General features: G+C 56.3%; 23 protein-coding genes. 2 read left to right on the forward strand and 21 right to left on the reverse strand.

The window, feature by feature from the left end; all coding sequences use genetic code 11:
• Window positions 1–83: 83 nt before the first annotated feature.
• The 13 genes from WBB95_RS12630 to WBB95_RS12690 all read right to left on the reverse strand — a co-directional run bounded on the left by WBB95_RS12630 (window position 84) and on the right by WBB95_RS12690 (window position 15,025).
• Window positions 84–1,289: a Fic family protein gene (locus tag WBB95_RS12630; protein ID WP_424487908.1), complete on the reverse strand. Its 1,206-nt coding sequence runs from the start codon at window positions 1,287–1,289 to the stop codon at window positions 84–86.
• 130 nt (window positions 1,290–1,419) lie between these two features.
• Window positions 1,420–2,952, reverse strand: coding sequence for a class I adenylate-forming enzyme family protein (locus WBB95_RS12635; RefSeq protein WP_424487909.1), 1,533 nt, complete (start codon window positions 2,950–2,952; stop codon window positions 1,420–1,422).
• 93 nt (window positions 2,953–3,045) lie between these two features.
• Window positions 3,046–4,155: an alkene reductase gene (locus WBB95_RS12640; RefSeq protein ID WP_424487910.1), complete on the reverse strand. Its 1,110-nt coding sequence runs from the start codon at window positions 4,153–4,155 to the stop codon at window positions 3,046–3,048.
• A 33-nt stretch (window positions 4,156–4,188) separates the two neighbouring features.
• Window positions 4,189–4,941: an SDR family NAD(P)-dependent oxidoreductase gene (locus WBB95_RS12645; protein ID WP_424487911.1), complete on the reverse strand. Its 753-nt coding sequence runs from the start codon at window positions 4,939–4,941 to the stop codon at window positions 4,189–4,191.
• 139 nt (window positions 4,942–5,080) lie between these two features.
• Window positions 5,081–5,983: a LysR family transcriptional regulator gene (locus WBB95_RS12650; protein WP_424487912.1), complete on the reverse strand. Its 903-nt coding sequence runs from the start codon at window positions 5,981–5,983 to the stop codon at window positions 5,081–5,083.
• Between the two features lie 182 nt (window positions 5,984–6,165).
• Window positions 6,166–6,558, reverse strand: coding sequence for a DUF6957 family protein (locus tag WBB95_RS12655; protein WP_062386179.1), 393 nt, complete (start codon window positions 6,556–6,558; stop codon window positions 6,166–6,168).
• A 120-nt stretch (window positions 6,559–6,678) separates the two neighbouring features.
• Complete coding sequence (locus WBB95_RS12660; RefSeq protein WP_198719456.1) at window positions 6,679–7,224, reverse strand: arsinothricin resistance N-acetyltransferase ArsN1 family B; 546 nt, start codon at window positions 7,222–7,224, stop codon at window positions 6,679–6,681.
• Between the two features lie 157 nt (window positions 7,225–7,381).
• On the reverse strand, window positions 7,382–7,732 hold the full coding sequence (locus WBB95_RS12665) for a copper-binding protein (RefSeq protein WP_062386181.1): 351 nt from the start codon (window positions 7,730–7,732) through the stop codon (window positions 7,382–7,384).
• Window positions 7,729–10,887, reverse strand: coding sequence for an efflux RND transporter permease subunit (locus WBB95_RS12670; RefSeq protein ID WP_062386182.1), 3,159 nt, complete (start codon window positions 10,885–10,887; stop codon window positions 7,729–7,731). The genes WBB95_RS12665 and WBB95_RS12670 overlap by 4 nt, the downstream gene beginning before the upstream one ends.
• Window positions 10,884–12,365, reverse strand: a complete 1,482-nt coding sequence (locus WBB95_RS12675; protein WP_054916987.1) for an efflux RND transporter periplasmic adaptor subunit — start codon at window positions 12,363–12,365, stop codon at window positions 10,884–10,886. The genes WBB95_RS12670 and WBB95_RS12675 overlap by 4 nt, the downstream gene beginning before the upstream one ends.
• Window positions 12,362–13,618 carry a TolC family protein gene (locus WBB95_RS12680; RefSeq protein WP_198719455.1) on the reverse strand — a complete coding sequence of 419 codons (1,257 nt, stop codon included), beginning with the start codon at window positions 13,616–13,618 and terminating at the stop codon, window positions 12,362–12,364. Before WBB95_RS12680 ends, WBB95_RS12675 begins: the two co-directional genes overlap by 4 nt.
• A 100-nt stretch (window positions 13,619–13,718) precedes the next feature.
• Window positions 13,719–14,060: a hypothetical protein gene (locus WBB95_RS12685; protein ID WP_054916990.1), complete on the reverse strand. Its 342-nt coding sequence runs from the start codon at window positions 14,058–14,060 to the stop codon at window positions 13,719–13,721.
• 287 nt (window positions 14,061–14,347) lie between these two features.
• Window positions 14,348–15,025, reverse strand: coding sequence for an antitoxin Xre/MbcA/ParS toxin-binding domain-containing protein (locus WBB95_RS12690; protein WP_236170285.1), 678 nt, complete (start codon window positions 15,023–15,025; stop codon window positions 14,348–14,350).
• Between the two features lie 88 nt (window positions 15,026–15,113).
• Between WBB95_RS12690 and WBB95_RS12695 the strand changes: the two genes are divergently transcribed.
• Window positions 15,114–15,662 carry a 3'-5' exonuclease gene (locus tag WBB95_RS12695; protein WP_054916991.1) on the forward strand — a complete coding sequence of 183 codons (549 nt, stop codon included), beginning with the start codon at window positions 15,114–15,116 and terminating at the stop codon, window positions 15,660–15,662.
• Between the two features lie 28 nt (window positions 15,663–15,690).
• Here WBB95_RS12695 and WBB95_RS12700 read toward each other — a convergent pair whose 3' ends face one another.
• The 5 genes from WBB95_RS12700 to WBB95_RS12720 form a co-directional block, all read right to left on the reverse strand.
• A complete protein-coding gene (locus tag WBB95_RS12700) occupies window positions 15,691–16,173 on the reverse strand; it encodes a Mov34/MPN/PAD-1 family protein (protein ID WP_019816998.1) in 483 nt (160 codons plus the stop codon).
• Window positions 16,170–17,954, reverse strand: coding sequence for a HesA/MoeB/ThiF family protein (locus WBB95_RS12705; RefSeq protein WP_019816997.1), 1,785 nt, complete (start codon window positions 17,952–17,954; stop codon window positions 16,170–16,172). The genes WBB95_RS12700 and WBB95_RS12705 overlap by 4 nt, the downstream gene beginning before the upstream one ends.
• Window positions 17,938–19,188 (reverse strand): nucleotidyltransferase domain-containing protein, encoded by a 1,251-nt coding sequence (locus WBB95_RS12710; RefSeq protein ID WP_019816996.1) that lies wholly within the window; start codon window positions 19,186–19,188, stop codon window positions 17,938–17,940. The genes WBB95_RS12705 and WBB95_RS12710 overlap by 17 nt, the downstream gene beginning before the upstream one ends.
• Window positions 19,189–20,355, reverse strand: coding sequence for an SAVED domain-containing protein (locus tag WBB95_RS12715; RefSeq protein WP_019816995.1), 1,167 nt, complete (start codon window positions 20,353–20,355; stop codon window positions 19,189–19,191). It lies immediately after the preceding gene.
• Between the two features lie 356 nt (window positions 20,356–20,711).
• On the reverse strand, window positions 20,712–21,584 hold the full coding sequence (locus WBB95_RS12720) for a sterol desaturase family protein (RefSeq protein ID WP_019816994.1): 873 nt from the start codon (window positions 21,582–21,584) through the stop codon (window positions 20,712–20,714).
• Between the two features lie 158 nt (window positions 21,585–21,742).
• On the opposite strand from WBB95_RS12720, the gene WBB95_RS12725 reads away from it, so the two are divergent.
• Window positions 21,743–22,636: a cation transporter gene (locus tag WBB95_RS12725; protein WP_032872266.1), complete on the forward strand. Its 894-nt coding sequence runs from the start codon at window positions 21,743–21,745 to the stop codon at window positions 22,634–22,636.
• A 56-nt stretch (window positions 22,637–22,692) separates the two neighbouring features.
• On the opposite strand, the gene WBB95_RS12730 is transcribed toward WBB95_RS12725, so the two are convergent.
• The 3 genes from WBB95_RS12730 to WBB95_RS12740 all read right to left on the reverse strand — a co-directional run bounded on the left by WBB95_RS12730 (window position 22,693) and on the right by WBB95_RS12740 (window position 26,136).
• Window positions 22,693–23,286, reverse strand: coding sequence for a helix-turn-helix transcriptional regulator (locus tag WBB95_RS12730; RefSeq protein WP_225568928.1), 594 nt, complete (start codon window positions 23,284–23,286; stop codon window positions 22,693–22,695).
• Window positions 23,287–23,429: 143 nt separating this feature from the next.
• Window positions 23,430–23,933 (reverse strand): signal peptidase II, encoded by a 504-nt coding sequence (gene lspA, locus WBB95_RS12735; RefSeq protein ID WP_019816991.1) that lies wholly within the window; start codon window positions 23,931–23,933, stop codon window positions 23,430–23,432.
• 130 nt (window positions 23,934–24,063) lie between these two features.
• Entirely contained in the window at window positions 24,064–26,136 is a 2,073-nt protein-coding gene (locus tag WBB95_RS12740; RefSeq protein WP_232392676.1) for a heavy metal translocating P-type ATPase, read from the reverse strand.
• Window positions 26,137–26,386: the final 250 nt, after the last annotated feature.

The following is a 26,386-nucleotide window of genomic DNA, read 5'->3' on the forward strand; positions in this document are numbered from 1 at the left end:
TGAGTTATCCACAGGGAGGCATTCTAGGGGTAAAGCAGGATGATGCGCCCGGACTTAGCGCACAGAACCGACAAGCGCCACGCTCAAGCCCAGAAACGTCTGTGCAGATCAGGAAAAATCAGCTGTGCAAACCAGACAGGCAGGCCTGGGAAAATTGAGCGCGATTTTGCTGATGGCACTTCGACCACCCCCATATCAATGAGTTTTCTAAGTTGCTCACTGGCCACCCGGTCATGCAGTCCGGAAAACGTTTTGAAGTCGGCTCGAAGAATTTCGCCTTGTGTCAGCAAGATGTGAATAGCTTTGGCCATCTCCTGTTTCACGCCGGACTCGGTGAATCTTGGCTCAAGCCCGATCACCCGCTCCAGCCGATGGCGCAGGGTAACAAGGTCCATGGCGTGCTCCACGTACTCCATCTGATCGATGCAAACCTGCAGCATGAACTCCACAAAACCGAACAAGCCCGCCTGGGTGAGTTGACCTCGACCATCCAGATCGCCCTGACGAACTCGATCTGCCGCGCGCAACTGGCCATAGTACTCGTCCTGCTTACGCGCCAAGCCTCTGGACAAAGACCATAGAGGGGAGGCAAGACCAAGCCGCATCAGTTGCAGATGAGTCATCATCCGCACAACACGGCCATTACCATCTTCAAAGGGGTGCACGAACGCTAGGCGATGATGGTAGGCCAGCGAACTGAGGATTCGCAGGGTCAGATCAGGCTGTTTGCCGTACACCCCTTGAAGCCGAGTGAGCATGGGGGTGACGGACTCCCAGGCTGGCGCAGCGTGGTCACCTACCAGAACGTTACGCTGCGTGACGTCACGCAATTGGCCCGGTACCCGTAAGCGCCCGTCACTCAAGCGCAACTCCTCATCACTCGCCCCGCCGAAAAGGCGGCCATGAACTACAGACACCAGTTCAGGCGCAAAGAATAGAGCCCAAGGGGCTTCGATGGACTGGGGGCGTCGTAATGCCCGCTCTAACAATTCCTGTACGCCAATGTGGCTTTCGGCCAGGGCTCGCAGCTCTTTCGGGTCACGCCTGGGCACCCGGGCAGACAACGTAGCGGGCTCAGTGAACTGGCCTTCGATCAGATTGCTGTAATAGCTGTTGGTGATCCGCATAAGTCCACCGATGCGGCTGGCTGTCTGCTTGGGTAGCAGCCCCGTCAGCTTTCCTGCACGAAAACCGAGGGACTCTGCGGTACGTACAATTGACGCAGGAAAACCCGGAGACGGCCAAACAGGTTCAAGCCAGTGGTTTCCAGAGATAAATTCCTGCGCCATAACCGCTACCTTTTTCCGATTTATTTTCCGACTTTATTTTTACTGATGCTCAATATTAGCTGGGAGAATCGCCTAGTTAACATAATTTTTTCACGTTGATTTTTCCGATTTATATTCCGGTCTACCTTTCCTACTTTTTAACTTCGGAAAAATCCGCAATTGATGTCATCCGCATCACCTCATTACGGTTCACCTTGCCCAACGCATTACGCGGGATTACATCGCTCAGCACGATCCGCCGTGGCAACTTGAACGGCGCCAGGCGTGAGCTCAGCCACGCGAGGATCGCATCTGCCGAGGTGCCGGCCGCGTCGGGTGCGAGCTTGACCAACACCACCACCCGCTGGCCCGCTTCGCAATCCGGCGCGCCCGCCACGGCGGCATCTGCGACGGCCGGGTGCAGGATGAGTTGGTTTTCCACTTCCACCGGGGAAATTTTGTCGGTGAAGCTGACGATCTGATCCTTGCAGCGCCCGACAAACCGGTACTCGCCATTCGGCTCCTGCACCATCAGGTCGCCGGAGGAAAACCAGCCTTCGCGGCTATGGCTGATGATGTCGCCGGGGCCGGTCCAGTAGCCGAGGCTCAGGTTCGGGCCGCGCATCTGCAATTCGCCGACTTCGCCCGGGGACAGTTCTGCACCGTCGGCATCCACCAGGCGCGCACGCCCAGGGACGGCGGTCAGGGTGTCCCAGGCCGACCCAAACGCCATGCTGCCCAGGCATTCCGTCAGGCCGTAGGTATTGTTCAAGCGCACGTCGAGGGTGCTTTGGAAGGTGTCGGCAATCGTCGGCCGGCACGCGTCCCCGCCAATCCCGCAGACCCGCAGCGAGCTCAGGTCACGCGGGCGTTTGCGCTGCGCGTCCACCAGTGGCGGGCAGATGAACGGCGCGACAAACAGCATGGTGCCGCCTTCTTGCTCAATGGCATCAAGGAGCTTGTCGGCATCGAAGCGGCTGAACATGACTTCCTGGCAGCCTTTGATGATCGTCGCCAGCAGCACGAACGAACCGGAGACATGGGCCACCGGCGTGCTGCCGATGGTGCAGGCGTCCAAGTCCAGCTTCCACGCACTCAAGGCACCGGCAACGTGGGAAATTGAGCGCTGGTTGTAGGCCACCAGTTTCGGCATGCCCGTGGTGCCGGACGTCGCCAGCAGCAGGCAGGTGGAATCGATATCGACAGGCACCACCGCCGTCTGGCGGCTGCCCTCGCCCAATAGCGTGTGCCAGTTGGCGCTGGTAAACGTGCGCGTACGCTCCAGCACGTCGGCCTCCATCTGCGAGACCACGGCCTGCAGATCCGCCTCGTGGACAAACAACTTCGGTCGCAGCCAGCCTACAAACTCGTCCAGCTCACGGGCGGTGAATTCAGTTTTGAGCGGCACCATGATTGCCCCGCTCATCATCGTGGCGAACAAAAACACCGCGTACAGCGGCGAGGTTCGCACCAGCATGACGATGCGATCACCCGGCTCTACGCCCGCCCGCTTGAGCCCATTGCTCAGGCGCACCACTTCACACGCGAGGCGGTGATAGGACCAGACGTCACCGTCGGCAATCAGGGCAATGGCGTTAGGCCGTTCAGCGGCGTGGTGGAACAGCGCATGCAGGGGCGTCTGCGAGGGGGATGGGGCTTCAGCGGGGTCGAAACAGGTCAGCATGATCGTCTTCCAGGGGGCTAGAACCAATCGCGCCTTAGCGCGTTCTCCCTGAGGGAACACCTGGAAGTACGGGTTTATTTCGTGAAGCTTCGTTTACACAGCGACTTCGTTCAAAAAGCTGTAATCGACGTAGCCTTCGCCACGGCCGCCGTAGAAGGTGTTGCGATCGTAGTCATTGAGTGGCGCACCGCTGCGCAGGCGCTCAGGCAGGTCGGGGTTGGAGATGAAGAGCCGTCCGAACGCTACCAGGTCCGCATCACCCGCTGCGATGATCTCTTCGGCGGTTTCCCGGGAGAATCCGCCAGCGGCCACGATCGGCCCTTTGAAGATCCCGCGCAGACTCTTGGAGGCCACCGCGGGCACATTCACCTCGGCGTCGTCGGCGCCGCGAATGCGCGGTTCGATGACGTGCAGGTAGGCCAGGCCGAAGCGGTTGAGCGCCTGCGCCAGGTAGCCGAAGGTCGCCGCCGGGTTGCTGTCCGACATGGTGCCGAACTGGCCACTGGGCGAGATTCGCACCGCCACGCGATCACCGCCCCACACCGAAACCAGTGCCTCGACGACCTCCAGCATGAACCGGGCGCGGTTCTCTACAGGGCCGCCGTAAGCGTCGTCGCGATGGTTGGTGCCGTCTTGCAGGAACTGGTCCGGCAGGTAACCGTTGGCACCATGCAGCTCTACGCCGTCGAAGCCGGCAGCCTTGGCGCGCTCAGCCCCGCGACGGAATTCTTCAATGACGCCGGGGATCTCCTCGATCCCGAGCGCGCGCGGCACGACCTGATCAGCCTCGGCAATACCGTCGCCATCGCGAATAACGGATTTCTCTTCACCGCGGATCGCCGAAGGAGCGACGGGTTGTGCGCCATCCAGGTTGCCCGGATGGGCCTGACGGCCGCCGTGCCAGATCTGCAGGTAAATGCTCGCGCCCTTGGCATGCACGGCGTCGGTTACACGCTTCCAGCCAGCCACCTGCGCGTCGGTGTAGATACCGGGTGCGAGGGCATAAGCGATGCCCATGGGTGACACGCTGGTGGCCTCGGAGATCAACAGAGCGTCCTTCGAGGCGCGCTGCGTGTAGTACTCGACCATCAAGTCACCCGGTACGTCGCCCGCGTCGGTTCGCAAGCGCGTGAGCGGGGCCAGGACGACGCGGTGCGCCAGGTTGAGGGTGCCAACACGGGTTGGGCTAAAGAGTTTGGTCATGATGGGTTCCGTCTGCTTGAGTGGGTGCGGTGTCTAGACTTGGGCAATGCCGCCGTCGACGAAGAGGTCGATGCCGGCCACAAAGCTGCTGTCTTCAGAGGCGAGGAACAGGGCGACCGAGGCGACTTCTTCCGGCCGGCCAAGCCGACCGAGCGGGGTTGCCTGGGCGTATTGGCTGCGCAACGCTGCGGCCTCCTCGGGGGTGGAGACCTGGCTTTCCATGATCGGCGTGTCGATCGCGCCGGGGCTGATGGTGTTGACGCGGATGCCCCGATCCTTCAGTTCCATCGTCCACGTGCGGGCGAACGAGCGGACGGCGGCCTTGCTGGCGCTGTAGGTGCCGTAGCCAGGAAACCCTTTAACCCCGGCAATCGAACCGGTGAGGATGACGCAGGCGCCATCGCGCATGAGCGGCAACGCCTTTTGCACGGTGAGGGCAAGGCCACGCACATTCACATCGAAGGTCTTGTCGAAATGCTCGATGGAGAATTCATCAAGCGGACGAAGTTCCACCAGCCCTGCGTTGGCGAAAAGCACATCGAGCTTGCCCTTCGCCTGCTCGACGGTCGCATAAAGCCTATCGAGGTCGAGCGGCTCGCAGGCGTCGCCCTGGACCGCAGTGATATCGCCGCCAATCAAGGCGACGGCTTCGTCCAGCGCCGACTGGCGGCGACCGAAAATGAAGACGCTGGCGCCTTCGTCCACGAAACGCTTCGCCGTGGCCAGCCCAATGCCGCTGTTACCGCCTGTGACGACGGCAACTTTGCCTTTGAGTCTCAGGGTCATGATGTGCTCCACCCGTTGAATGCCCGTGGGTTACGGACCAAGGACTCAAAGGTAATGGGCGGATTACATGCCTTATAGAGGGTATCCAGGCATTTAGGTTATTCCAGATGGGAATTACCGTTGCATTGAAGGAGGGTCATTATTGCTGTCGGGATGCCGCGACCATCCGCGATTCCACGAACGCAACAAAAGCCCGGGCCTTGGCGCTCGCCTGGCGACCGGTCGGGAATACCGCCCACAGGTCGATGGGCGGCAAGGTCCAGTCTTGCAGAACGGTCATCACCGTTCCCGCCCGCAATTCAGGCACGAACATCCACTCGGAAGAAACTGTAAGGCCAAGCCCAGCCAAAACGGCTTCGCGGATGCCTTCGGCAGCAGTGATGCGCAGGCGACCGCGAAGGGTCACTGCGGTGTTCGCCGTGCCTTGTTGGAACGTCCACACTGCCCCGCCACCTCGCTGGTCGTAGACAATGGCCTGATGTGAAACCAGGTCAGCGGGGGTCAGGGGTTCCCCGGCCCTCTCAAAATAGGCCGGAGTGCCGAGCACCAGGCGGCGGCCCTGCGCGATCTTCCTGGCCGTCAACCCGGAGTCGACCAAATCGCCCATTCTCAGCGCAACGTCAATGCCGGCTTCGATAAGGTCGACGTTGCGGTCGTCCAGCACCACCTCAACATCGAGCAACGGGTGCTCCGCCAGGAATTGCCCCAGGTAAGGCACGATGTGCAGCCTCGCGAAGGTCACGGCGGCGCAAATCCGCAAACGCCCGGATAACGTAACCCCGGCCCCGCGAGCAGCACTGTCTGCCTCGTCAGCCTCTTCAATCGAACGTCTGGCGTGTTCGTAGAAGTGTTGCCCGGCTTCTGTAGGTGTCAGGCCGTGAGTGGAGCGCAGGAGCAGCCGCACGCCCAGCCGCTCTTCGAGCTGGGCGATGGACTTTGAAATGGCTGGCTGACCCACATGAAGCTGTCGTGCCGCGCCAGAGAACGAGCCAGTCTCTATGACCCGGACTAAAGCTTCCATGGCAGTGGTTAACAACAACATAGTTTGACACAGCACCTCGCGTAAATCGGGGTCTGTACAACGACTCGGGGTAGAGACAACAGCAATATAGACTGACACAGATGGACTGAACTTCAAATACAGGGTCCGGCTTTTCACAACATAGTTTGACACGAACAGTTAATGTAAGCAGTCATGAAGGGGGATCGCATAAGCTGAGGCCTTCAACACAAGCTCAATGCGATGTTTAAGTCTGTGCTCACCCTACGGCCGGCGCCAATAAGCACATAAACCGTATTTTTCGTCTCAAATAAGCACGCGTGAGTGAAGGAAACCCCCAACGTTGTTCTGACCCAATCGCCAGGTTGGAAGCGGCCTCTGCTGTCTTGGATAACGGTTAAAGCGTAAACCAGAGCAGGGATTAGCTCTCTATCGGCGATCGCTTGCCGCTGAGACGTTGTAACGTCGAGATCTAATATCGCCCATTCAGAAACAAGACAATAGGCACGGAAAGGAAAATGCAGATTGGCGAGTGCCACAGCATCTGAATTGGCGAGTTGGCACCCGCCTATTTCCTCACCTGCGGAAAGCACTGAGATAAAATCATCCAAATTCATCCGTTCCTCCAGTCGATCAATACACCGACTCGAACGAGAATCATCAATCAGCATAGCTCCAAGTGAACCGCCCGGTTTCAATGCCGACGAATAGCAGCAACGTCATCTCACCCTTGACCTTTACACTCCCTCTACCTCAATGAATGGGATGATTTCTTTAGGTGGCGTCACCGCACAAAGCGGTTTGCGCCAGTAGCCCACGCTATGCCACTGGCTGTGCTTGTACCCAACTTCGGGGTAGGTGCCGATGTGGGTAAATCCGAGCGCTTCATGGATACCTATGCTTCCTGCGTTATGTAAGGCAATGCCGGCATAGGCTGCATGAAACCCCTGTTTTTCGAGGAGCGGTAGAAGTCGCTGATAAAGCGCACGACCAAGTCCTTTTCTGTGTACCGCAGGGTCGATATAGACGGTGACGTCTACCGACCAGCGATAAGCTTCCCTGGCTCGATGCTGACCTGCGTAAGCGTATCCAACGACCTTGCCTTCTACCTCTGCGACCAGAAAGGGATATATCGGCACTGTTGCGGCTATTCGTGCTGCCATCTCATCAACCGTCGGTGGTATCAACTCGAACGAGATGACTGTGTCCAAAACCATTGGCGCATAGATGGCCTGGACGGCAGATGCGTCATCAGATGTCGCAACCCTCACTTTGTAGTTCATGTCTTTCTTTGCTGCCCCGTAAAGAATCGTGTTTGAAGGGCTGCCACTTGCCGGGTTTTCAGCCCTTTAGAATGTCGCGTTAGATCCGTGAGCTTCGCTTGGAACAGCGCGGTTACCAGCGTGACGATGCGTGCAGGTAACCGACAGCATTAGTAACTCATTTTTTTATGGAAACAATCGTTCCTTTACCTCCTTCGACCCGAAAGGTGAATGACACACGATCTCCTACCTTCAACCCTGCCAATTGGTCATCCGACACGGAAAAGGCCATGGTCATCGGCGGCCATTGAACAGCTGGGACGGCACCGTGAGCGAGTGTCACGGTATGCTTCGCAGGATCAATGGCCTTGATCGTGCCCTCGGCATCGGCGACAGCCATCTGCCTTGATTCCTGCTTCATTTCCATGCCTTCCATACCGTCCATTTTCATTGCTGACGTGTCTTGTGCATGGGCAGCGAAAGAGAGCACAACCGCAGTGCTGGCAACTGTAATAAGGGTCAGTTTCATACGACATTTCCTTTCAGAGTTACGGGTTTGCTAGGTAGATTTCGACGACGCATTAAGCGATAGGCCGCCGGGATGACAAACAGGGAAAGCAAGGGCGCAGTTACCATGCCGCCGACCATTGGCGCGGCAATTCGGCTCATCACTTCGCTGCCGGTACCACTGCCCAACAGTATGGGCAACAGGCCCGCGATGATGACAGCCACAGTCATAGCTTTGGGACGCACCCGCTGCACAGCGCCTTCACGAATCGACGCCACTAGTGCATGTTCAGAGTTATCGCCAAGGCCCACACGTTCAGCCCAAGCATTCTTCAGGTAGAGCAGCATGATCACGCCGAACTCTGCAGAAACCCCGGCCAGTGCGATGAAGCCGACCCCCGTTGCCACCGACAGATTGAAACCGAGCAAATAGAGGAACCATGCCCCTCCGGTGAGAGCAAAAGGGAGTGTGGCCATGATCAACAGGGCCTCATCGAATCGAGCGAATGTCAGGTAAAGCAGCACGAAGATGATCAATAGCGTGGCCGGTACGACCAGCTTTAGTCGTGCGTTAGCTCTTTCGAGAAACTCGAACTGCCCCGAGTAGCTCAGGCTCATACCAGGCTGCAACTTGACCTGTTGATTGACGACCTGACGAAGATCGGCGACCACGGAGGCAATGTCCCGACCACGCACATCGATGTATACCCAGCCCGAAGGCCGCGCGTTCTCGCTCTTGAGCATTGGTGGACCGTCAGTGATTTTTATTTTTGCCACAGTACCGAGGGTGATCTGGATGCCTGACGATGTGTAAATGGGCAATTGTTCCAAGGCTCCCGGTGAGTCACGCCACTCTCGCGGATAACGGACGCTGATCGGAAAACGTGCGAGCCCCTCAATGGTCTCCCCGATATTTTCGCCTCCGATAGCACCAGCCACGATGGACTGCACATCAGCGATATTCATGCCGTAGCGGGCGGCTGCATTACGATCGATATCCACATCGATGTAGCGGCCACCGGTCAGGCGCTCGGCCAACGCGGAGCTGACACCGGGCACATTTTTGGCTGCCTTTTCAACCGCCTGGGTGACCGAATCGATTTCCGTCAGGTTAGTGCCGGCAACTTTCACCCCGATGGGACTTTTGATCCCTGTGGCCAGCATGTCGATGCGGTTGCGAATCGGGGGTATCCAAATATTGGTCAAGCCAGGCACGCGTACCACGCGGTCCAGCTCCTCCACCAATTTTTCCTGGGTCATGCCTGGGCGCCATTGCTCATGCGGTTTGAACTGAATCGTGGTTTCAAACATTTCCAACGGCGCTGGATCAGTAGCGGTCTCAGCACGACCGGCCTTGCCGAAAACGTGTTCAACTTCAGGGACTGTTTTGATTAGGCGATCGGTCTGTTGCAGCAGTTGTGCAGCCTTCTGCACCGACAACCCCGGCAGGGCTGAAGGCATGTAGAGCAGATCCCCTTCGTCCAGTGGTGGAAGGAACTCCCCACCCAAGCGAAACATTGGCCATAGCGCACTGACAAATACCAACAGCGCCACCAGCAGAGTAGTTTTCGGACGGCGCAGAACTGCGTCCAACGCGGGTTGGTAGATCCGTATCAACCAGCGGTTTAAAGGGTTATGTTGCTCACTCGGAATTCGTCCCCGAATCCAATAACCCATCAGCACCGGCACCAACGTCACCGACAATCCCGCCGCTGCCGCCATGGCGTAGGTCTTGGTAAACGCCAGTGGGCCAAACAATCTTCCTTCCTGAGCCTCCAATGTGAACACCGGAATGAACGACAGCGTGATGATCAACAGACAAAAGAAAAGCGCGGGGCCGACCTCGGCCGCTGCATCGGTCATCACATGCCAATGCTGCTCACCCTTCAACTCCTGCCCAGGATGAGAGGTGTGCCAGAATTCTATTTTCTTGTGTGCATTTTCAATCATCACCACTGCGGCATCGACCATGGCACCGATAGCGATAGCGATCCCACCCAAGGACATGATGTTGGCGTTGATGCCCTGGTACCGCATGACAATGAATGCAATCAACACCCCCACAGGTAGCGAAATGATTGCCACCAAGGATGAGCGCAGGTGCCAGAGGAAGATCCCGCACACCAGGGCAACGACGATGAACTCTTCCAGCAGCTTGTAACTGAGGTTGTCTATTGCGCGGTCGATCAGCTTGCTGCGATCGTAGGTTGTTACGATTTCTACGCCTGCTGGGAGACTGCTTTTCAACTCATCCAGTTTGCTCTTCACCGCCGTAATGGTCTCGCGAGCATTCTTACCGCTGCGCAAAATCACTACGCCACCGACGGTCTCGCCTTCCCCGTCAAGTTCAGTGATGCCTCGTCTCATTTCCGGCCCAAGCTGAATCGTGGCGACATCGCCAAGGCTTACAGGCACACCGCCTGATTCCAACTTCAGCGGGATCGTCCGAAAATCGTTGAGCGTCTTTAGATAACCCGAAGCTCGCACGATAAACTCGGTTTCGGCCATTTCCAGCACAGCACCACCGGTTTCCTGATTGGCCTTGCCGATGGCTTCAGTCACCTGTGCCTGAGTGATCCCGAGATTGGCCATCTTGAGCGGATCGAGCTGTACTTGGTATTGCTTGACCATGCCGCCCACGGTGGCCACTTCCGCAACATTGGGCAGCGTCTTGAGTTCAAACTTCAGGAACCAATCTTGAAGCGCACGAAGTTGCGCGAGATCGTGCCCACCAGTGCGATCCACCAGTGCGTACTGATAGATCCAGCCCACTCCCGTTGCGTCCGGCCCCAGTGCGGGCTTTGCGCTGGCTGGCAACCGGCTTTGTATTTGACTCAAATACTCCAGCACCCGAGAGCGAGCCCAGTACAAGTCGGTACCATCTTCGAACAGCACGTAAACAAAGCTGTCGCCGAAGAAGGAATACCCGCGCACGGTCTTGGCTCCAGGTACTGAAAGCATGGTGGTGGCCAGCGGATAGGTGACCTGATTCTCGACAATCTGCGGTGCTTGTCCCGGATAAGGGGTACGGATGATCACCTGTACATCGGAGAGATCCGGTAGTGCATCGATTGGTGTGTTCTGAACTGACCAGATGCCCCAAGCTGTGACGAAAAGTGTCGCCAACAGCACCAAAAAGCGGTTGGCAACAGACCAACGGATGAGGGCAGCGATCATGGCTGACCTCCCGTTTTATCTAGACGTTCGACACGCAATCCATCGTCGGTTTGGCTCACCGCGACCCGAACCTTGTCGCCCGTTTTCAGACCCTGAATCAGGGTAGGATTGGCAAGTGGAAACGTCATCGTCATGCCCGGCATGCCCAGTGTCTTGAAGGGGCCGTGGGCGAGTGTGACTTCTTTATCGTCGATTTCGACGATCTGCCCGTCCGCCTCATGCAGACCTGAGGCTGCTGCGATACGGGGTGGTACGTCTGCTGAACTGGCCACGATACCCTTTAAACTGGCCTCCGAATCGAGCAGAAATTGGCCCGAGGTAACTACCTTCTGACCTTCATCCAGACCTTTAACAATTACTGTCTTGCCACTGCTTTCCTGCCCGAGCTGCACTTCAACGGGGCGATATCGGCCAGCATCTTCGGCTAGCATCACCAAGGCACGTCGACCGGTGCGAATGACGGCCTCGCTCGGCACCCACACCACACCCTGCTCAGTTGAGCTGCTCAAGCGCACTTGCGCCGTCAAACCGGGCTTTAGGCGACCGTCTGGATTGGGTAGTTCGACCCGTACGCGCAGGGTGCGGCTATCCGCATTGGTGTCCGGCAGAATTGTGCTGACAGTGCCATTGACCTTGGTCCCAGGGAAGGCCGGCAACTGCGCCTCGACCTTTTGCCCCTCGGCGATGGTACCCGCGTCGGATTCAGGAACGGACACCGCCAGCCAGACACTGCTCAGACCATTGACCCGCGCCAGTGTCTCGCCTGCCGCGACGGTCATGCCTATGCGCAGGTTGAGCTCTTGCAGCACCCCGCCAATCGGGCTGGTCAAAGTCAGATAAGGTTGGACCTTACCGCTACGTTCGACCTGGGCAATCACTCCCGGCGGCATTCCACTAAGCAGTAAGCGCTGCCGCGCAGCGGCGAGCAAGTCGCGATCACCGTTATTTTTCAGGGCCAGGAACTCAGTCTGAGCCGCCGCCCACTCGGGCACCAGAATATCCGCCAGCGCCGCATTGGCTTTGAGCAGATCACCGGGTGCATGGGCGTAGACCCGCTCTACAAAGCCTGGAGTACGAGCCTGGATAACCGCAACATCCCGTTCGTTAAAGGCGAGGATGCCACTCACATCAAGGCTGGATGCAAACACTCCACGGCTGACCATCGCCGAGCGCAGACCGAGATTCTGCGCCACGCTCGGATCGATGCTGACCGTCGCTTGATCGTTGCCGCCACTGGCGTATTGCGGAACCAGCTGCATGTCCATGAACGGCGATTTACCCGGTTTGTCGAACTTCTGTTGGGGGTACATCGGGTCATACCAGTACATGGCTTTGCGTTCATTTGGTGCGTTTTGATTTTGCTCAGACGAAGCGTCCCGTACTTCGCTGACGCGTTGAAGTGCTAGCCAGTAACCACCGGCGATCCCCACTGCCATTGCAACGCCTGCCAACAAAACCCCACTCTTTTTAAGGCTCATTGGCTGGCCTCTCCATACGCAAAATACAGTCGTGCATTGATCAGTGCTCGCTGTTCCTCCACTTCGACTTGTTTGAGACGAGCCTCGATGAGTTCACGTCGGGCGGCGACAACCGCATTCAAATCGCCTTTACCGGCGCGGTAGCTGGCCATGCTGAGTTCGACTTTTTCTTTGGCCAGCGGCAGCAGACTTTGCGCATTGCGCTGGACCGCACGATTGAGCCGTTCATAGTCAGCCAGTACACTTTCCAGTTGCTCGGTATGCTCGCGTGACAAGGCTTCGCGCTCGGATTCGAGTTGGTTGACTTCGGCTTCTCGTGCGGCAATTTTTGGGTTTTGCCGGGTCTGCGGAAACAACGGCAGATCCCAGGAAAGTTGCACGCTGACCATGTCGCCGAACTGCCGATCACGGTGCTGATAATCCACCTCCCAACTCCAGTCGGACTTTTTCTCCGCCTGCGCCTCGCGCACCTTGGCTTGCGCTTCACGGGTCATCGGCCCGTACGCGGCCAGCTCGGGATGATGTTGCAGTTTATGGGGCAAGCCTGACGTATCGATCGGCCACTGCGGAAGACTTCCCGCCGGCGTTGCGTTGGCGGCCGGACCAATCCAGCGTTTCAGCGCCGCGCGCGCTTGAGCACGCTGGCGTATCAGATCGTCTTGCTGCTCGGCCAGTTGCGCCGCTTCCTGCTTCGGTGTCACGGCATCGGCCGGTTGTGCGCGACCGCCGGCAATTTGCGCGCGGACAGTGTCGCTCAGCAAGCGGTTCTCCTTGTAGAAGTCCTGGAACAGCGCGTCTTTGCGCTCTATTGAATAGCTGCTGATCCAAGCCAGCGCCGTGGCTTGGCGCACGTTCAGGCGTTCGACCTGACGCTCGGCAGCGGCACGCTCAACCCCTGCGTTCGCCACCTCGATCCGCGCCCTGCGCTTGTCACTATTGGGCATGTCTTGCCTGACCCCGACCATTTGCATGGTCATGAAGTCATCATTGACGCTCCAGCGATCTGGGCCGCCGATGGGATAGTTCTGCAGACCAGCGAGCAACTTCGGGTCAGGTAGCTCACCCGCTGGAATGGCCGCACTGCTGGCAGCCTGAATCTTTGCATCCTGTGCAGACAGCGACGGCGCGGTGTTTTCGGCCAGCCGCAAGGCCTCTTCGAGCGTCAGCGAGGTAGCGAAGCTCGGCAAGGCCACTACGCTTGCCGCCAGACCGGCCACTAGGGACCAACCTGTGCAAAAGCACTTGGGGTTCATGTTTGCGATTCCTGCGATGATCCGCTGAGCGCTTCAAAAGGCCTGCGCACAGCCATGCCATCCCGTTAAAAACAGGATGAGGTTCAATAACGGACAGGAATCAGACGCGGGGCGGTCGCCATACACCGGATGGGGTGGACAAAGGAACGGAATCGCTGGAAAAGGCCAGCACGACGGGGCTGAGCAGAGTCACGGGCGGCTTGACGATCGAAACTTGTAGCATCCCGCCCGTCTTGCACTCCTGACCCGGTTTGCAGGGTTTCCCATGCTCGGTCGGGCTCTTCATGTCATTGCAACAATCCATGCCCATGTCGTCCATCATCGCCATGCCCGTGGCTTTCATCGGGCACGGTTCTGTCGGTGCCTGCACCCCCGCCATCCCGCTGAGGGGAAGCGCCAGGCTGATCAAGAAAATAAGACAAAACCGCAGGTAGCGTTTCATGAGGTTGGAGTGTAGCCGTCAGAATTGGCGCGAACAATTAATTAACGCTGGCTTTCAGCTAGCGCATGCGAGCCGCTTAATAACGCACGATGTAAGCCCATCAGCATTAAGCCTGCATTATTTTTTCAGTTACCTTTTGACGCAGCACGGATCAGCGCGCTATCTGAAGGTCGGCGAGAAAAATATTCAATTCTGTAGCGCCCGACTTTAATGGAGCGCGCCGCCTTAGCAATGCGTGCTGTGCTCGCATAATTACTTAGGGTTGGTTCCACTCGGCTGCGGTGGAACTAGAATGAAAGGCCCTCAGACACCTGAATCAGCATTTCTTCGACTAGATGTGTGCCAATGGTTGTAGTGACCATCGCTGATGGGCTTTCACCCAAAAAACGGGCTTTGGGCTTGGAAAGCCATTGTTTGGCCTTGCCTTTGTCACCGAAGATCACCTCGGCCAAGGCGCTGATGTGTGCAAACCGGAACAGGCGATCGCTCTCATGCAGCGTCAAGAGCTGATTGGCTGCCAACCTTGTTTTGAGCGCTTTTGGTTGAACGATTCTGTCGCGTTCTTCATTGCTAAGGGTCCCACTATCACACAGCACATGGACCAGACAGGCCGGGAATCCAGCTACTATCATGTGGTGAATGTCCAGACACGAAGCATTGACAGAGATATCAAGAAGGGCCTCCAGACGCATGCGGTAAGCATGATAGACATCCTGTCGCAGGATGCCAGCAAACATGGGCAGCACCGATGTTAAGTTGTGCATGGGCGTTAGCATTATTGTGCCATTCGCTACCGTTAGCTCCAGATCGTCCCCAATACCTAACCCCATTTGGTCAAGCAACTCTGGAGGCAGCTCAATGATGATGTCGCCAGTACCGTCCTCAGTATTCTGGCATTTGGCTACCCACCGCTCAGTTTCACTCATGATCGCCTGGCCCTCATCAAAGCCATCAGAGAATGACACACATCATTATGCTCGGGCGCAGAGCTGACCAAAGGAACGCGCAATACGCTGGTAGCGTGATCAGGCAATTACACGAAAAGGATATGACATGAACGCTGATGAGCTATACGTTTCCGTCGACGTCGAGACGTCTGGGCCTATACCAGGCGAATACAGTCTGCTTTCCATTGGAGCTTGCCTTGTAAACCAACCTGCAACGTCCATCTATCTTGAACTGCGACCTGATAGCCCAAAACACGATCCAGAAGCACTGGCAGTATCGGGGCTGAGTCTGGAAAAGCTGGAGCACGAGGGCCTCGCTCCGCGAGAGGCGATGCTGACACTTAGTGAATGGCTGAAATCGTCCTGCCAAACGGGGCAGAAGGTCATTTTCGTAGGGCTAAACGCACCGTTTGACTGGTCATTCGTCAATTACTACTTCCACAAATATTTGGAAACCAACCCCTTTGGTTTCACAGCTATCGACATGAAGGCCTACTTTATGGGCGCTGTAGGTTGCAATTGGCAGGAAACAAAATCATCCAAAATGACCGCTGCGCTGAAGCCAATCAGCGAACCCAACCATAACGCATTGGATGATGCCCGCTTTCAGGCGGAGCTCTTCGCCCTAATGTTAGCGGGTAAAGGTAACCGCTGATCCGCCTTCCACCGCACGGACTTGAAGCTCATCCGACCCAGGTTGCCTCAATGTATCTGCCGTCCCTGAATGACCAAGCCTTGATACCTTCTGGTTTTTCGGACTTGCCGACAATAACGGCTATGGGGTGCGGCAGATCCTGCGTGTAACGTGCAGCAAATTTGGAAAAACTTCCGATGTCTGCCGGAGATATCACTGGAATGGATTGGGGATGCGTATGCCAATAGCCCACTAGACGTAACCCTTGTTCGTTGGCAGCCTGGATCTCCAGACGGCATCGCTCCGCATCCAATTCTAGCCAAGACCAGCCTGACCGATCAGCGCGATGAGGCAACGTGGCCGAGGCCAGCAGCAACCCTTTGGGATCAACCGGATTGACGAATAACTGTCCCCCTCGCTCCACGCCAAAAAGGCCCTGCCGATGACTATTCAAGATGTCCGCGACAGCTTGGGACACCAATAGCTCGGAATTAACTTCCGGCCATCGCCAGCGCCACGCAATATCCGTCATACCGTTTCGTCCTTATCTTCCGGCCATCCGCGCTCGAGTAAAATTTGCTGCGCCCCCTCTGGCAGTTCGGGCCCATGGTATTGGCCTCCCAGGCTCGGCACATCTTCAGGCCTGTAGATACTGCTGACCCAAGATGCAGTGGCAATGTTGCCGGTCAATGCGCGTAAGGCCGTGTGCGAAACCATAGAGGCGATATTGGTCATCCCCAGCGAGCCGCCTGGGATAAAGCTCTCCCCACAAGCGGGCAATGGAACCACACCCCCTCCCGGCCACTCTGTAAATTTATGCAAGAAATCGCCGACGTCCGTGAATAGATGACGGCCATCAAAGGTGCCGGCTGGTGCGAATAGCGCATGGCCTACCTGGGTGTACGGTTCGCTCCAGGCTTGTAAGACCCCCCAAGGAACGCCGCTGGATTTGGCTCGCCATACAGTGACCTCCGACTGCCAGTCTGCTGTCGTGATCACCACCAGATCTGCATTATCGAACACTTCTGGTTTGCTGCTCATCACCACTTCGGCGAATGTCGAATAAGCGGTGCATTCTGTCGTCGGGAGATCTAACAGAATCTTGTCCCTCAACGCTGACGCTTTCAATCTCCCTAGGCTATCCGCTCCCAGAACATGCCTTCCCAGATTGGCTGACACCAAGGTGTCAGGATCGATGAGGGTAAGGTGGCCAACACCGGATCGTGCCAACTGTATTGCCACCGCACTGCCTAGCGAGCCAACACCAACGCAAACTACCCGAGCATTTTCAAGGCGCTGTGCAGTGCCGCTTTTATCGCGGGACAGAATGGACGCTCGATCAAGCACGTCCAGGGCAGTTGCTCGGACGAGCGCCGGAGGATGTGCATTTGCGATCGCTGGCCTGCGGCGCGCTGTACGCAAGCCAAACTTTGCCCCCCGCTCCTGCTGTACGCCAAGCGAGCGTACATTGAGGCAATAAGTTGGAGAATCCGTCCCCCCTGGAAGCTCTAGAACAATCCATCGACTTGCCAACGTTCCATGCTGCTCAAACCATGCCAGCAATTGCTCGGCATCGTCTGGTTGAAGATGTGGTGTTAGCCACAGCATTAGATCTTCTGGATCCGGGGTGCGGATATCCGGATAGGTCTGAAGCTTGACGTAAAAACCGGGAGTTTCGGCCGCGCGAATGACAGCGGAGCGCCCGACAACCCGTCGGTAATGCCCTTTGAGTGCAGCTACGTTCGATGCTAGCCAAACCGTTTCCTGTCCGGATGGCACAGCCCGGCGCGGATCGCTGAGCGCAAACAATTGCGAGGCGGCCTGGGGTCGATCCAAAAGTAAGAGGTTCTGGAATGACTGACCGTGCTGGAAAGACCAGTAGGTAGTGATCTCATTCTGAAATTCGATATCGCGCGTTGCCTGGCTTGATCCCATCTTGGACAACGAAACGATCTGGGCTAGGCGATTAAGGCTGTCCTCTACAACGACCTCCGGGGAGCCCATAATGGGGCGTTCCTGAAAGCCATGAAGGCAAAGCCCCGACTTGGTGGCATGCGGCCAGACCAGCCACGGAGAGGGTTCGACGTTCAGTCGCAAAAGCCCACGGGGGAAGTTGGAGGGAAAACCAATACGCAGTCGCCGCTCCTGGCCCGTGTAATCGATGGGCAAGGGAAAGTGAAAGGACGCCGCTTCGTCAGCCCGCATGGGTGCGGGCTGGAGCAATGCATCGGCAGCATCCTGACCTAGGGTATTTCGCAGTGCGGCGATTCCGCGCTGCAATGGCGTCGTAATAGGATCAGCCAAGGCGTCCAACTGGCTTTACGCTCGACTGAGAGGTTCCGCCACCGCTGGCTCCTCCGAAGAGCGAACCCATCGAAGCAGAGTTTCGAGTAGTGCCATCCGGTCGGCCGGGCATGGTCCAATTCGCAGGGATCTCATTGTTCACTGCCGAAATGAATGCCGGTGCAATACCGAAATTCTTTTTCACTGCTTCTGCAAAGGAATCATTGGATTCAAAACTTTCCAAACCCAATGATACGGATGCACTGGCGTCCGCATGCCACTTGGCAAATGCTTGTCGATAGCCTTGCCCCTCGCCTGGTCGATTCCACTTTTCTGCAAAGTTTTCGCCGTTATCGGCAGGGTTGCAGACAAAGCAATCGTTACCTCTATGCGCGATGTGCTGCGGCATTCTACGAACGATTTCCAAAATTGCATCGAGCGGAGCCAAAGGCTTCGACTGTGATTCCTTCACGACATCCAGGTATGCGTGAGTGGCCAAAGTGGTTATGACAGCGGATATGGGGCGAGTATCAGCGCTCCTTGTGTTGATGGCCCATTCATCGCGATGCCGCTTGAGCAGCTTTATGGTCGCACGCAGGGGATCTTGATCGATGTAATCCTGATAATGCGGCAAAGGATCTTGTGTCGCGGCATCGAGCATCCGCTGGCTTTTGGCAACTACCAAGCTTTCCAGAGAAATTTCCTGGGCAGAGGCAACCTGTAACCAATTCGAGTACGGGATAGGGCTGCTTGCTTTCCACCCTGTGACCCGATCCGGAACCTCCAGTTTACCCTCGCCGTTGGCTTCGCCATTTCCGTTGATCGCACGTGCGGGGGTGACATCGATGTGGAAGCCTGGATTCTCGTCGGCATAAACAATCCGGATGCCACGACGTAATTGCTTAACTTCTTCCTGAACGCGGGAGCCTTCCCTAAAACGCTGCTCAATCGCTTCTAGAACTTCCTTCGCACTAGCGCCTTGAGCGTGAGGGAGCCAGATAATCGCGTCCGCATCAATGGTGTCCAGATCCGCAGGCGCACCGGGGATTGGCTTGATGGTCGTTTTCAGCCGCATCGAGCCTTGAACGAAGATATGGGCCTCAGCGAGGAGCGGGTTGTCGGAGGCCGAGAGGATTTTTTCCAGTTGGGAGTAGCGGTCATTGATTTTCTGGTACTGCGCTTCCGACAGCGAGATTTCCCGCGCGGCGCGAAGCAGAAAATATTCCCAACTGCTGCGCTTGGTCTGTTCGTTGCTCAACAGCATTTACCTAGCCTCCTGGGCCATCGAGCCCAATTGCAGTGTTTGCGTAAACCGATCTTGGTTTTCTTTGTCCCGATCAAAGATCAGGTACGTATGTTGATGCTGCGTTGTGAGCAACGCACCAAACTCGATGGCCAATGCCGCAGGAATAGCGGCGAAGACGTGGATAGGTTCAGGAGTCAGAGCTTCAAGCTGGCTCAGCCGTATTTGAAGTGCGTCACGAAAGGCATGAATCACCCGACGGTTCTGTACCATCGCATAGCTTGGTTCTGGGATCGACAGCTCTGCAATACGTGCACCGGGCAGAGCGTCGGTCACGTCGCGAACCGGGACTTGCGCAGAAATGGAGAGCACAAGCGCCAGTGGCCCGTCGCCGTCGGAGGGAGGTGTAAACAAAAAAGCGGGCGGCTCAGCGGACTGATCGGGCCAGCGCAACCGATGCTCGCGGTGGAAGGAGAAGATCAAGCGTTTGGAACGGTCGCCGATACCCTGGCCCAACATCATCAATGCCGGGATATCGGCCAAGCCCACTACAGCTAGTGCAGGCGCATCGCCGTAGGTGCCGCCGCGACGCTTGAGTTGCTGCTCCAACTCATACTGGACACTGTCTTTGATGTTCTGCCAATAGGTCGCGTCCCTACCTCGCGGTCCGGGTGCAGGGAAAGTGATTTTAATGCCTTGATCGAAGGCCGTTAGTCCTTCAGCCGACATCGCAGTCAACAGATCGCGAACGGGAATGTCGTTGATCGTCTGGAAATGCTGACTCAGGACGATGAGAGGAATGGCTCTACCACCATCGGGGGTCGTTGCGGCGAGTCGGATGCGTTCCAGGTACGCTTGGTGTAAACCACTCAAATCATTTTCAGGATACCCGTCTGCATCACGATCAATTTTGTCATGACAACCTGGGCACAGGAGCATCAGATTAGCGGTATCGTTAGTGTGCGCCTCAGCATCATGATCCGCGCGTCCCCGAGGGCCTTTGGGACTGGCGGGCAGAATATGCGCCACTTCGCCCCATCTCATTGGCTTGCCAGCACGATAGTCGAACGTCAGATCCGTACCGCACAGTTCACAATGACCAGCGGTCTGTGTCCATACGATCCGCTTCGTCTCTTCATTTGTGTTGAAGCGCCCGCTTGCGGGCTTAGCATCTTCTTGTTCTGCCATTCCGACCTACCCCCGAGAAACATCCATGATTAAAAACGATGATGGCAAGATAAGATCATCTTAAGGCCATTTGCTTTGATTTCAAGAGCGATTCGAGGGTGATGGGCGCTGGATCGGCTTCGAACCGGACACTTTGTGACTCAGCGAAACGAAGTGATGGCCGCATTCGTTTTGGGCAAGTGCTGGGAATGGGGTGCTGAGCACAGCGTATGTATTGAAATTAGGGAATTTATGCGAAAGACATAAACTCCCTAATTTCGATACATACCTTCCTCATACCCTACGACGTTCGTCACTACACGACCCTACAACACATGGCAGTAAATGCGCGAATAGGCGTTTCGTGGTACGCAACTTCAGATCATATGGTTCTGAGGCTTGCGCCTAAACGGCGCGATTAGCTGCGCACGATAGCCTGTTGGAAAGTCTCGCTCTTTTAGCCCTACCTGCGCATCACCGAGCTTGTTTGCTGCGTCATAGAAGGTTCCAAATAGGTGATCCCAAATAAGTAAAAACTCTCCGAAGTTGACCTGGGCATCTTCGAACTCTCGCTTATGGTGCCAGCGATGTGTCTCGGCGACTCCAATCACGTTGCGTAACCAGCCCAACGAGTAGTCCAGGTTCGAATGCTGGAAGGCTAAATGAACGGTCAAGATGCTGAACCAAGTCGCGATAACGGCCGACGGCGCACCTGAGGCGAGCAGAACCACCAGCCCCGGTCCGGCCATTAGCGCCGCATGCAGCGGATGTCTGCGCTCCCCATTCATCCAATAAAGGCGATCAGCGCTGTGATGAATCATGTGCATACGCCACAGCCAATGCACCCGATGGCTGATGCGATGCATGACATACAGGCTTAAATCGAGGACGGTTGCGACCAGAACCAGCTGTAACCAGAGGGGACTCTCGCTGGGAAAAAGGCGAACTGATGCCGGCACCGCATCGCCAAGCTTGGCGAGGACTTCAGCAGTGAACTGAATGACAGAAAGGTTGACCAGCATATGCAATAAATCGGTCGAGGTGTCTTGATGATCTTCGAGCCAGGATTGACGAAAGGGTTGGAATTGCTCCAGCGCGGCGATCGTGAACAAGCTCACAATAGCGATCAGGAGTGTTGTGGGCCATGGCGGAATCCCGGTGTAAAGCGCCCAAACCATGAACGCAGCGGTGCCACCAAATATGAGCGGATAGCTCATCCAACGTATGACGTATCGGAAAATAATGATCATCGCTCACCTCCTTTTAGGAAGCGAAGACGATAAGTCACAGGCTGGCGTTTGGATTGAACGAAAGAGCTACAATCGAATGATGAATATCCTCGCTTGACCTTATAGCGGCTAGAAGGTTTGTAATCGACAGGATCAAGTGTATTTAGAGGAGCGGCCCCATGAGTTCGTGTGACAAATCCTGTGGCTGTGGCCCGGCTTCAGCAGGCCCAGAAGCAGCAGCTAAGCCATTAAATGAAGGGACATGGATCAGCAAATTTTCAGTACCAAAAATGGACTGTCCTTCCGAAGAACGGATGATCAGACTCGCGCTGAATGGCTTGCAGGAAATAGCTTCACTTTCTTTTGACCTATCCGGTAGACAGGTGAGTGTTTTTCACGAAGGGGCCGTAGAGCAGATCGCTACCAAGTTGGAGTCACTTGGCTTGGGGGCAAGGCTATTAGATACGCAGCCCATCAGCCCAGAGTCCGTATCAGCCAACAGTGCCAATGAAGAGCAAAACGCTTCAAAGGAAGCCAGCACATTAAAAATATTGCTCGGCATCAATGGTGCAATGTTTCTCGCCGAAATGAGTGCTGGCCTGATTGCCCAATCGACGGGGCTGATTGCCGACTCGCTGGACATGTTTGCTGATGCGGCCGTTTACGGGCTGGCCCTCTTTGCGGTCGGCCGCAGCGCGGGAATGCAAGTACGTGCAGCACACCTGGCAGGTATGTTTCAGATCATTCTAGCTTTGGGTGTGCTTTTGGAAGTTGCTCGACGCTTTCTCTATGGCAGTGAACCTGAATCGATGCTGATGATGGGGATAGGCGCCGTCGCGCTGGTGGCAAACGTCACTTGCCTGTGGCTGATCTACAGCCACCGCGAAGGAGGAGCACACATGAAAGCGAGTTGGATTTTCTCAGCCAACGATGTGATTGCGAACGTTGGCGTAATCGCTGCAGGAGCATTGGTCGCTTGGACAGGGTCTCCGTACCCAGACTTGGTGATTGGTACGGTCGTTGGCCTGATCGTTTTGAACGGCGCACGTCGAATCCTGGCTCTAAAAGCTTAACTATTCCAATCGGCGAGCGGCCTGTAGCTAAGGCCGCAAGCCTCTAACCTAGTCGCTTAATGCAAGCTCACTTCGGCGAGCGCCGATGAGGGATCTATACCCAACAGCGAGCGAAAGGTTCTGGAAAAGTGGGCTGAGTCGGAGAAGCCTGACGCGTGCGCAGCGGTGGTTATAGGTTCTCCGGATGCCAGATGTCGAACAGCTTGGGTCAGTCGTAGCCATTTAGCATAGCTACGCAGCGGCAAACCGGTTTGTTCCACGAACCAATGCGAGAATCGAGTTGGGGACAGGTGTACCAGTGCTGCCAACTCTTCACGTCGTACCATGCCCTGGTAAATGGCCGTGCTGACTATTGCCAGGCGAGGATCGGCGACTGGAGGTGCATCGGTTATCTGTAGGGCTTTTCGCACTGCGGACCGAGTGTCTCCCGCGCCTGCCTTCAAGGAGTCAGCAATTAGTGCGGCGTCAGCCGGGGCGATATTGATCGGAATCGGCGTCATGGTCTTCGGCAAAACCTGGCCCTCTTCTGCCAAGACGTCCAAGTAGATTGAAACGATGAGGGCTCCGCTGATTCGATGCCGAACACCGGCTGGAATAAACACTGCAAACTCGGTGTGCTGACGCGGCAGGCATTCCACTGTTACAGGCACGTCGATACCTATAGCTATTTGGTGAGCCTGATGCTGATGCCAATCTTGATGACCAGCATGCCCAGCAAAAACCGCTAACCCAGGCGTTAGCCATGCGCGACCAGACCACCTTAGGACACGTACTGGAAGGTGGCGCTCCATCGTCAACGTTTGCTTGGCGACGCGGGGCTAATCACGCTTATGACCAATAAAAACGATGCGCCGCTGACAATACATATATCTGCGAGATTAAACGCGGGCCAGTGCCAGCCTTGATAGTGAAAATCCAGATAGTCCACGACAAAGCCTCGCAAAGAACGGTCGATAAGATTGCCAACAGCCCCACCCAAAACGAGACAATAGCCCAAGGCTTCGCTCCAGTGACGTTCCCGTTGAAGGATCGCGACGAGCGTCAATGCTACGGCTAGCGCAACAACAACGAAAAGGTAACGCTGCCAGCCTCCAGCGTCAGCCAAGAAGCTGAACGCGGCGCCGGTATTGCGTGCATGCACTATGTTGAAAAATGAGCCTACGGCGACCGATGAGCCCAGCTCATAAAGGTGCTCGACGCCAAGCTTTAGACTTTGATCGATCAACGCCAGGACCGCTGCAATTCCCCACCACAAAGTAGGCGGCTGTACACGAGCTGTCATTGGGAAACCGTTCATTGGCTATTCCGTAGTAACCGTTCCAGTACATCTGAAACTGGTATTTTTTGAAAAGCACTGACTCTTGCTCGTGCGGTATCACCCACTGGGATCCAGGTCTTGGAACAGCAAAGCAGGCATCGTGTCCGTATCATTTGCGCAGCAAGCGCAGGCCATTCAGTACTACCAACAGGCTTACCCCCATATCCGCGAATACCGCCATCCACATCGTAGCGTGACCAGTGAGCGTAACGGCTAGGAAGATGGCTTTAACGCCCAGCGCGAGCGCAATGTTTTGCGTAAGTACTGCTCCGGTCTGGCGGGAGAGACGAATGAAGGCAGGAATCTTGCGCAAATCATCATCCATGATTGCTACGTCAGCAGTCTCGATCGCCGTATCGGTGCCAGCTGCCCCCATCGCGAAGCCCACATCAGCCCGAGCAAGCGCAGGGGCATCGTTTATTCCGTCACCGACCATGCCGACGGTGCCTTTATGATCGATCAAGGCTTCGATGGCTTTGAGCTTATCGATCGGTAGGAGATTGCCCTTGGCCTCGTCAATGTTTACCTGCGCGGCAATTGCCAGCGCGGTATGTGGGTTGTCCCCTGTCAACATCACAGTCTTCACACCTAACGCGTGAAGCTCCTCGATTGCGGCTCGGCTGGTGGCTTTTACCGTATCGGCGACTGCAAACAACGCCAGCGCCCGTTTGTCATCGGACAGAATGACTACAGTTTTCCCTTGCCGCTCAAGGTGGCCCAGGGCGGCTTCGGTATTAGGTGAGCAGAACCCCAACTCCTCCAACAAACGATGGTTACCCAACTGGTAGCGCTTACCCTCGATCTCGCCGCGGACCCCTCGGCCCAGCAGCGCTTCGAAGTTATCCACTTCCAGCAACCGCAGCGATTGCTGGGCCGTTTGTTTGGCAATAGCCCGCGAAACCGGATGATCCGAACGTTGGGCAAGGCTCGCGGCGGCAATGCGATAATCTCTAGATAATCCATCAGCTAGAGGCAGGAAATCGGTCTGTACGGGCTTGCCATGGGTAATGGTCCCAGTTTTATCCAAGGCCAGATGGGTGATCTTGCGACCGCTTTCCAGGTACGCCCCGCCCTTGATTAAAATGCCTTTTCGCGCCGCTGCCGCGAGGCCGCTTACAATGGTCACCGGGGTCGAAATCACCAGTGCGCAAGGGCAAGCGACTACCAGAAGCACCAGCGCCCGATAAATCCAGTCAGCCCATAATCCGGCCATAAACAGGGGCGGGAATATCGCAACGGCAAGGGCGAAGAAAAACACCGATGGCGTATAAACCTTGGCGAACTTATCGACGACCCGCTGGATCGGGGCGCGTGAACCTTGGGCTTCCTCCACAGCATGAATAATCCGGGCCAGTGTCGTATTGCTGGCCTCAGCCGTCACGCGGTACTCGAAGGAACCGGACTCATTGATCGAGCCGGCATAAACAGGGTCACCGACAGCTTTCTCGATGGGCAAGCTTTCCCCGGTGATAGGGGCTTGGTTTACGGTAGAGTTGCCGGAGATCACGTTGCCATCCAGACCAATGCGCTCGCCGGGGCGAACTCGAACCAAGGAGCTGATCTGGACGGTTTTGACATCTACGTCCAGCCAACTGCCGTCTGCCTGGCGCACCGTTGCATGATTTGGGGTCAAGTCCATCAGTCCTTTGATCGCATTGCGTGCACGATCCAACGACTTGGCCTCAACCAATTCGGCAACAGTAAATAAAAACATGACCATCGCCGCTTCTGGCCACTGCCCAATCAGGACCGCTCCCGTCACCGCAATGCTCATCAACGCGTTTATGTTGAGATTGAAATTTTTGAGAGAGATCCAACCTTTCTTGTAAGTCGCGGGCCCGCAGAGTGCTACCGAGATTAAAGCTACAGCAGCAATCACCCATTCGGGGGCTGCCTGGGTGAAATGCAAAATTTCCGCGCCTACCGCAGCAATACCAGACAGCGCTAACGGCCACCAGGTGCTTTTGCGCAGTGATTCAGCTTCAAACTGGCTTTGCTGCTTATCCGCGCCTGGTACGTCGACCGCGCCATTCAACGGTTCCGCCTGCATACCAAGCGATGACACGGCCGCTTCGATTCCCAGGGTATGTGGCAATTCGTGCCAGACACCTAGAGTACGGTTCATCATGTTGAATTCCAATTTCTGAATTCCAGGCATCTTTGCAAGCTTGCCCTCAATCATCGCCTGCTCGGTAGGACAGCACATTTGCCCAATCCGGAAACGACTCAAGCGAGCCGTGTCGTTGACAACGGCTGATGACACTTTGGATGCGCACGCGCTTGGGCCATCCGTTCCAGATGCAGAGCAACATGCATCGGTAACAACCGAGGTGGTGGGCTCGTTCGGTTCGGTAGGTGGATATTGAGAAGATGTCGGAGATGAAGTGGAGCAGCTTGTCTTTCCGCCGTTGCCTCCAGCAGAGCAGCCATCC

The organism is Pseudomonas sp., assembly GCF_049645325.1.
Classification (GTDB): Bacteria; Pseudomonadota; Gammaproteobacteria; order Pseudomonadales; family Pseudomonadaceae; genus Aquipseudomonas.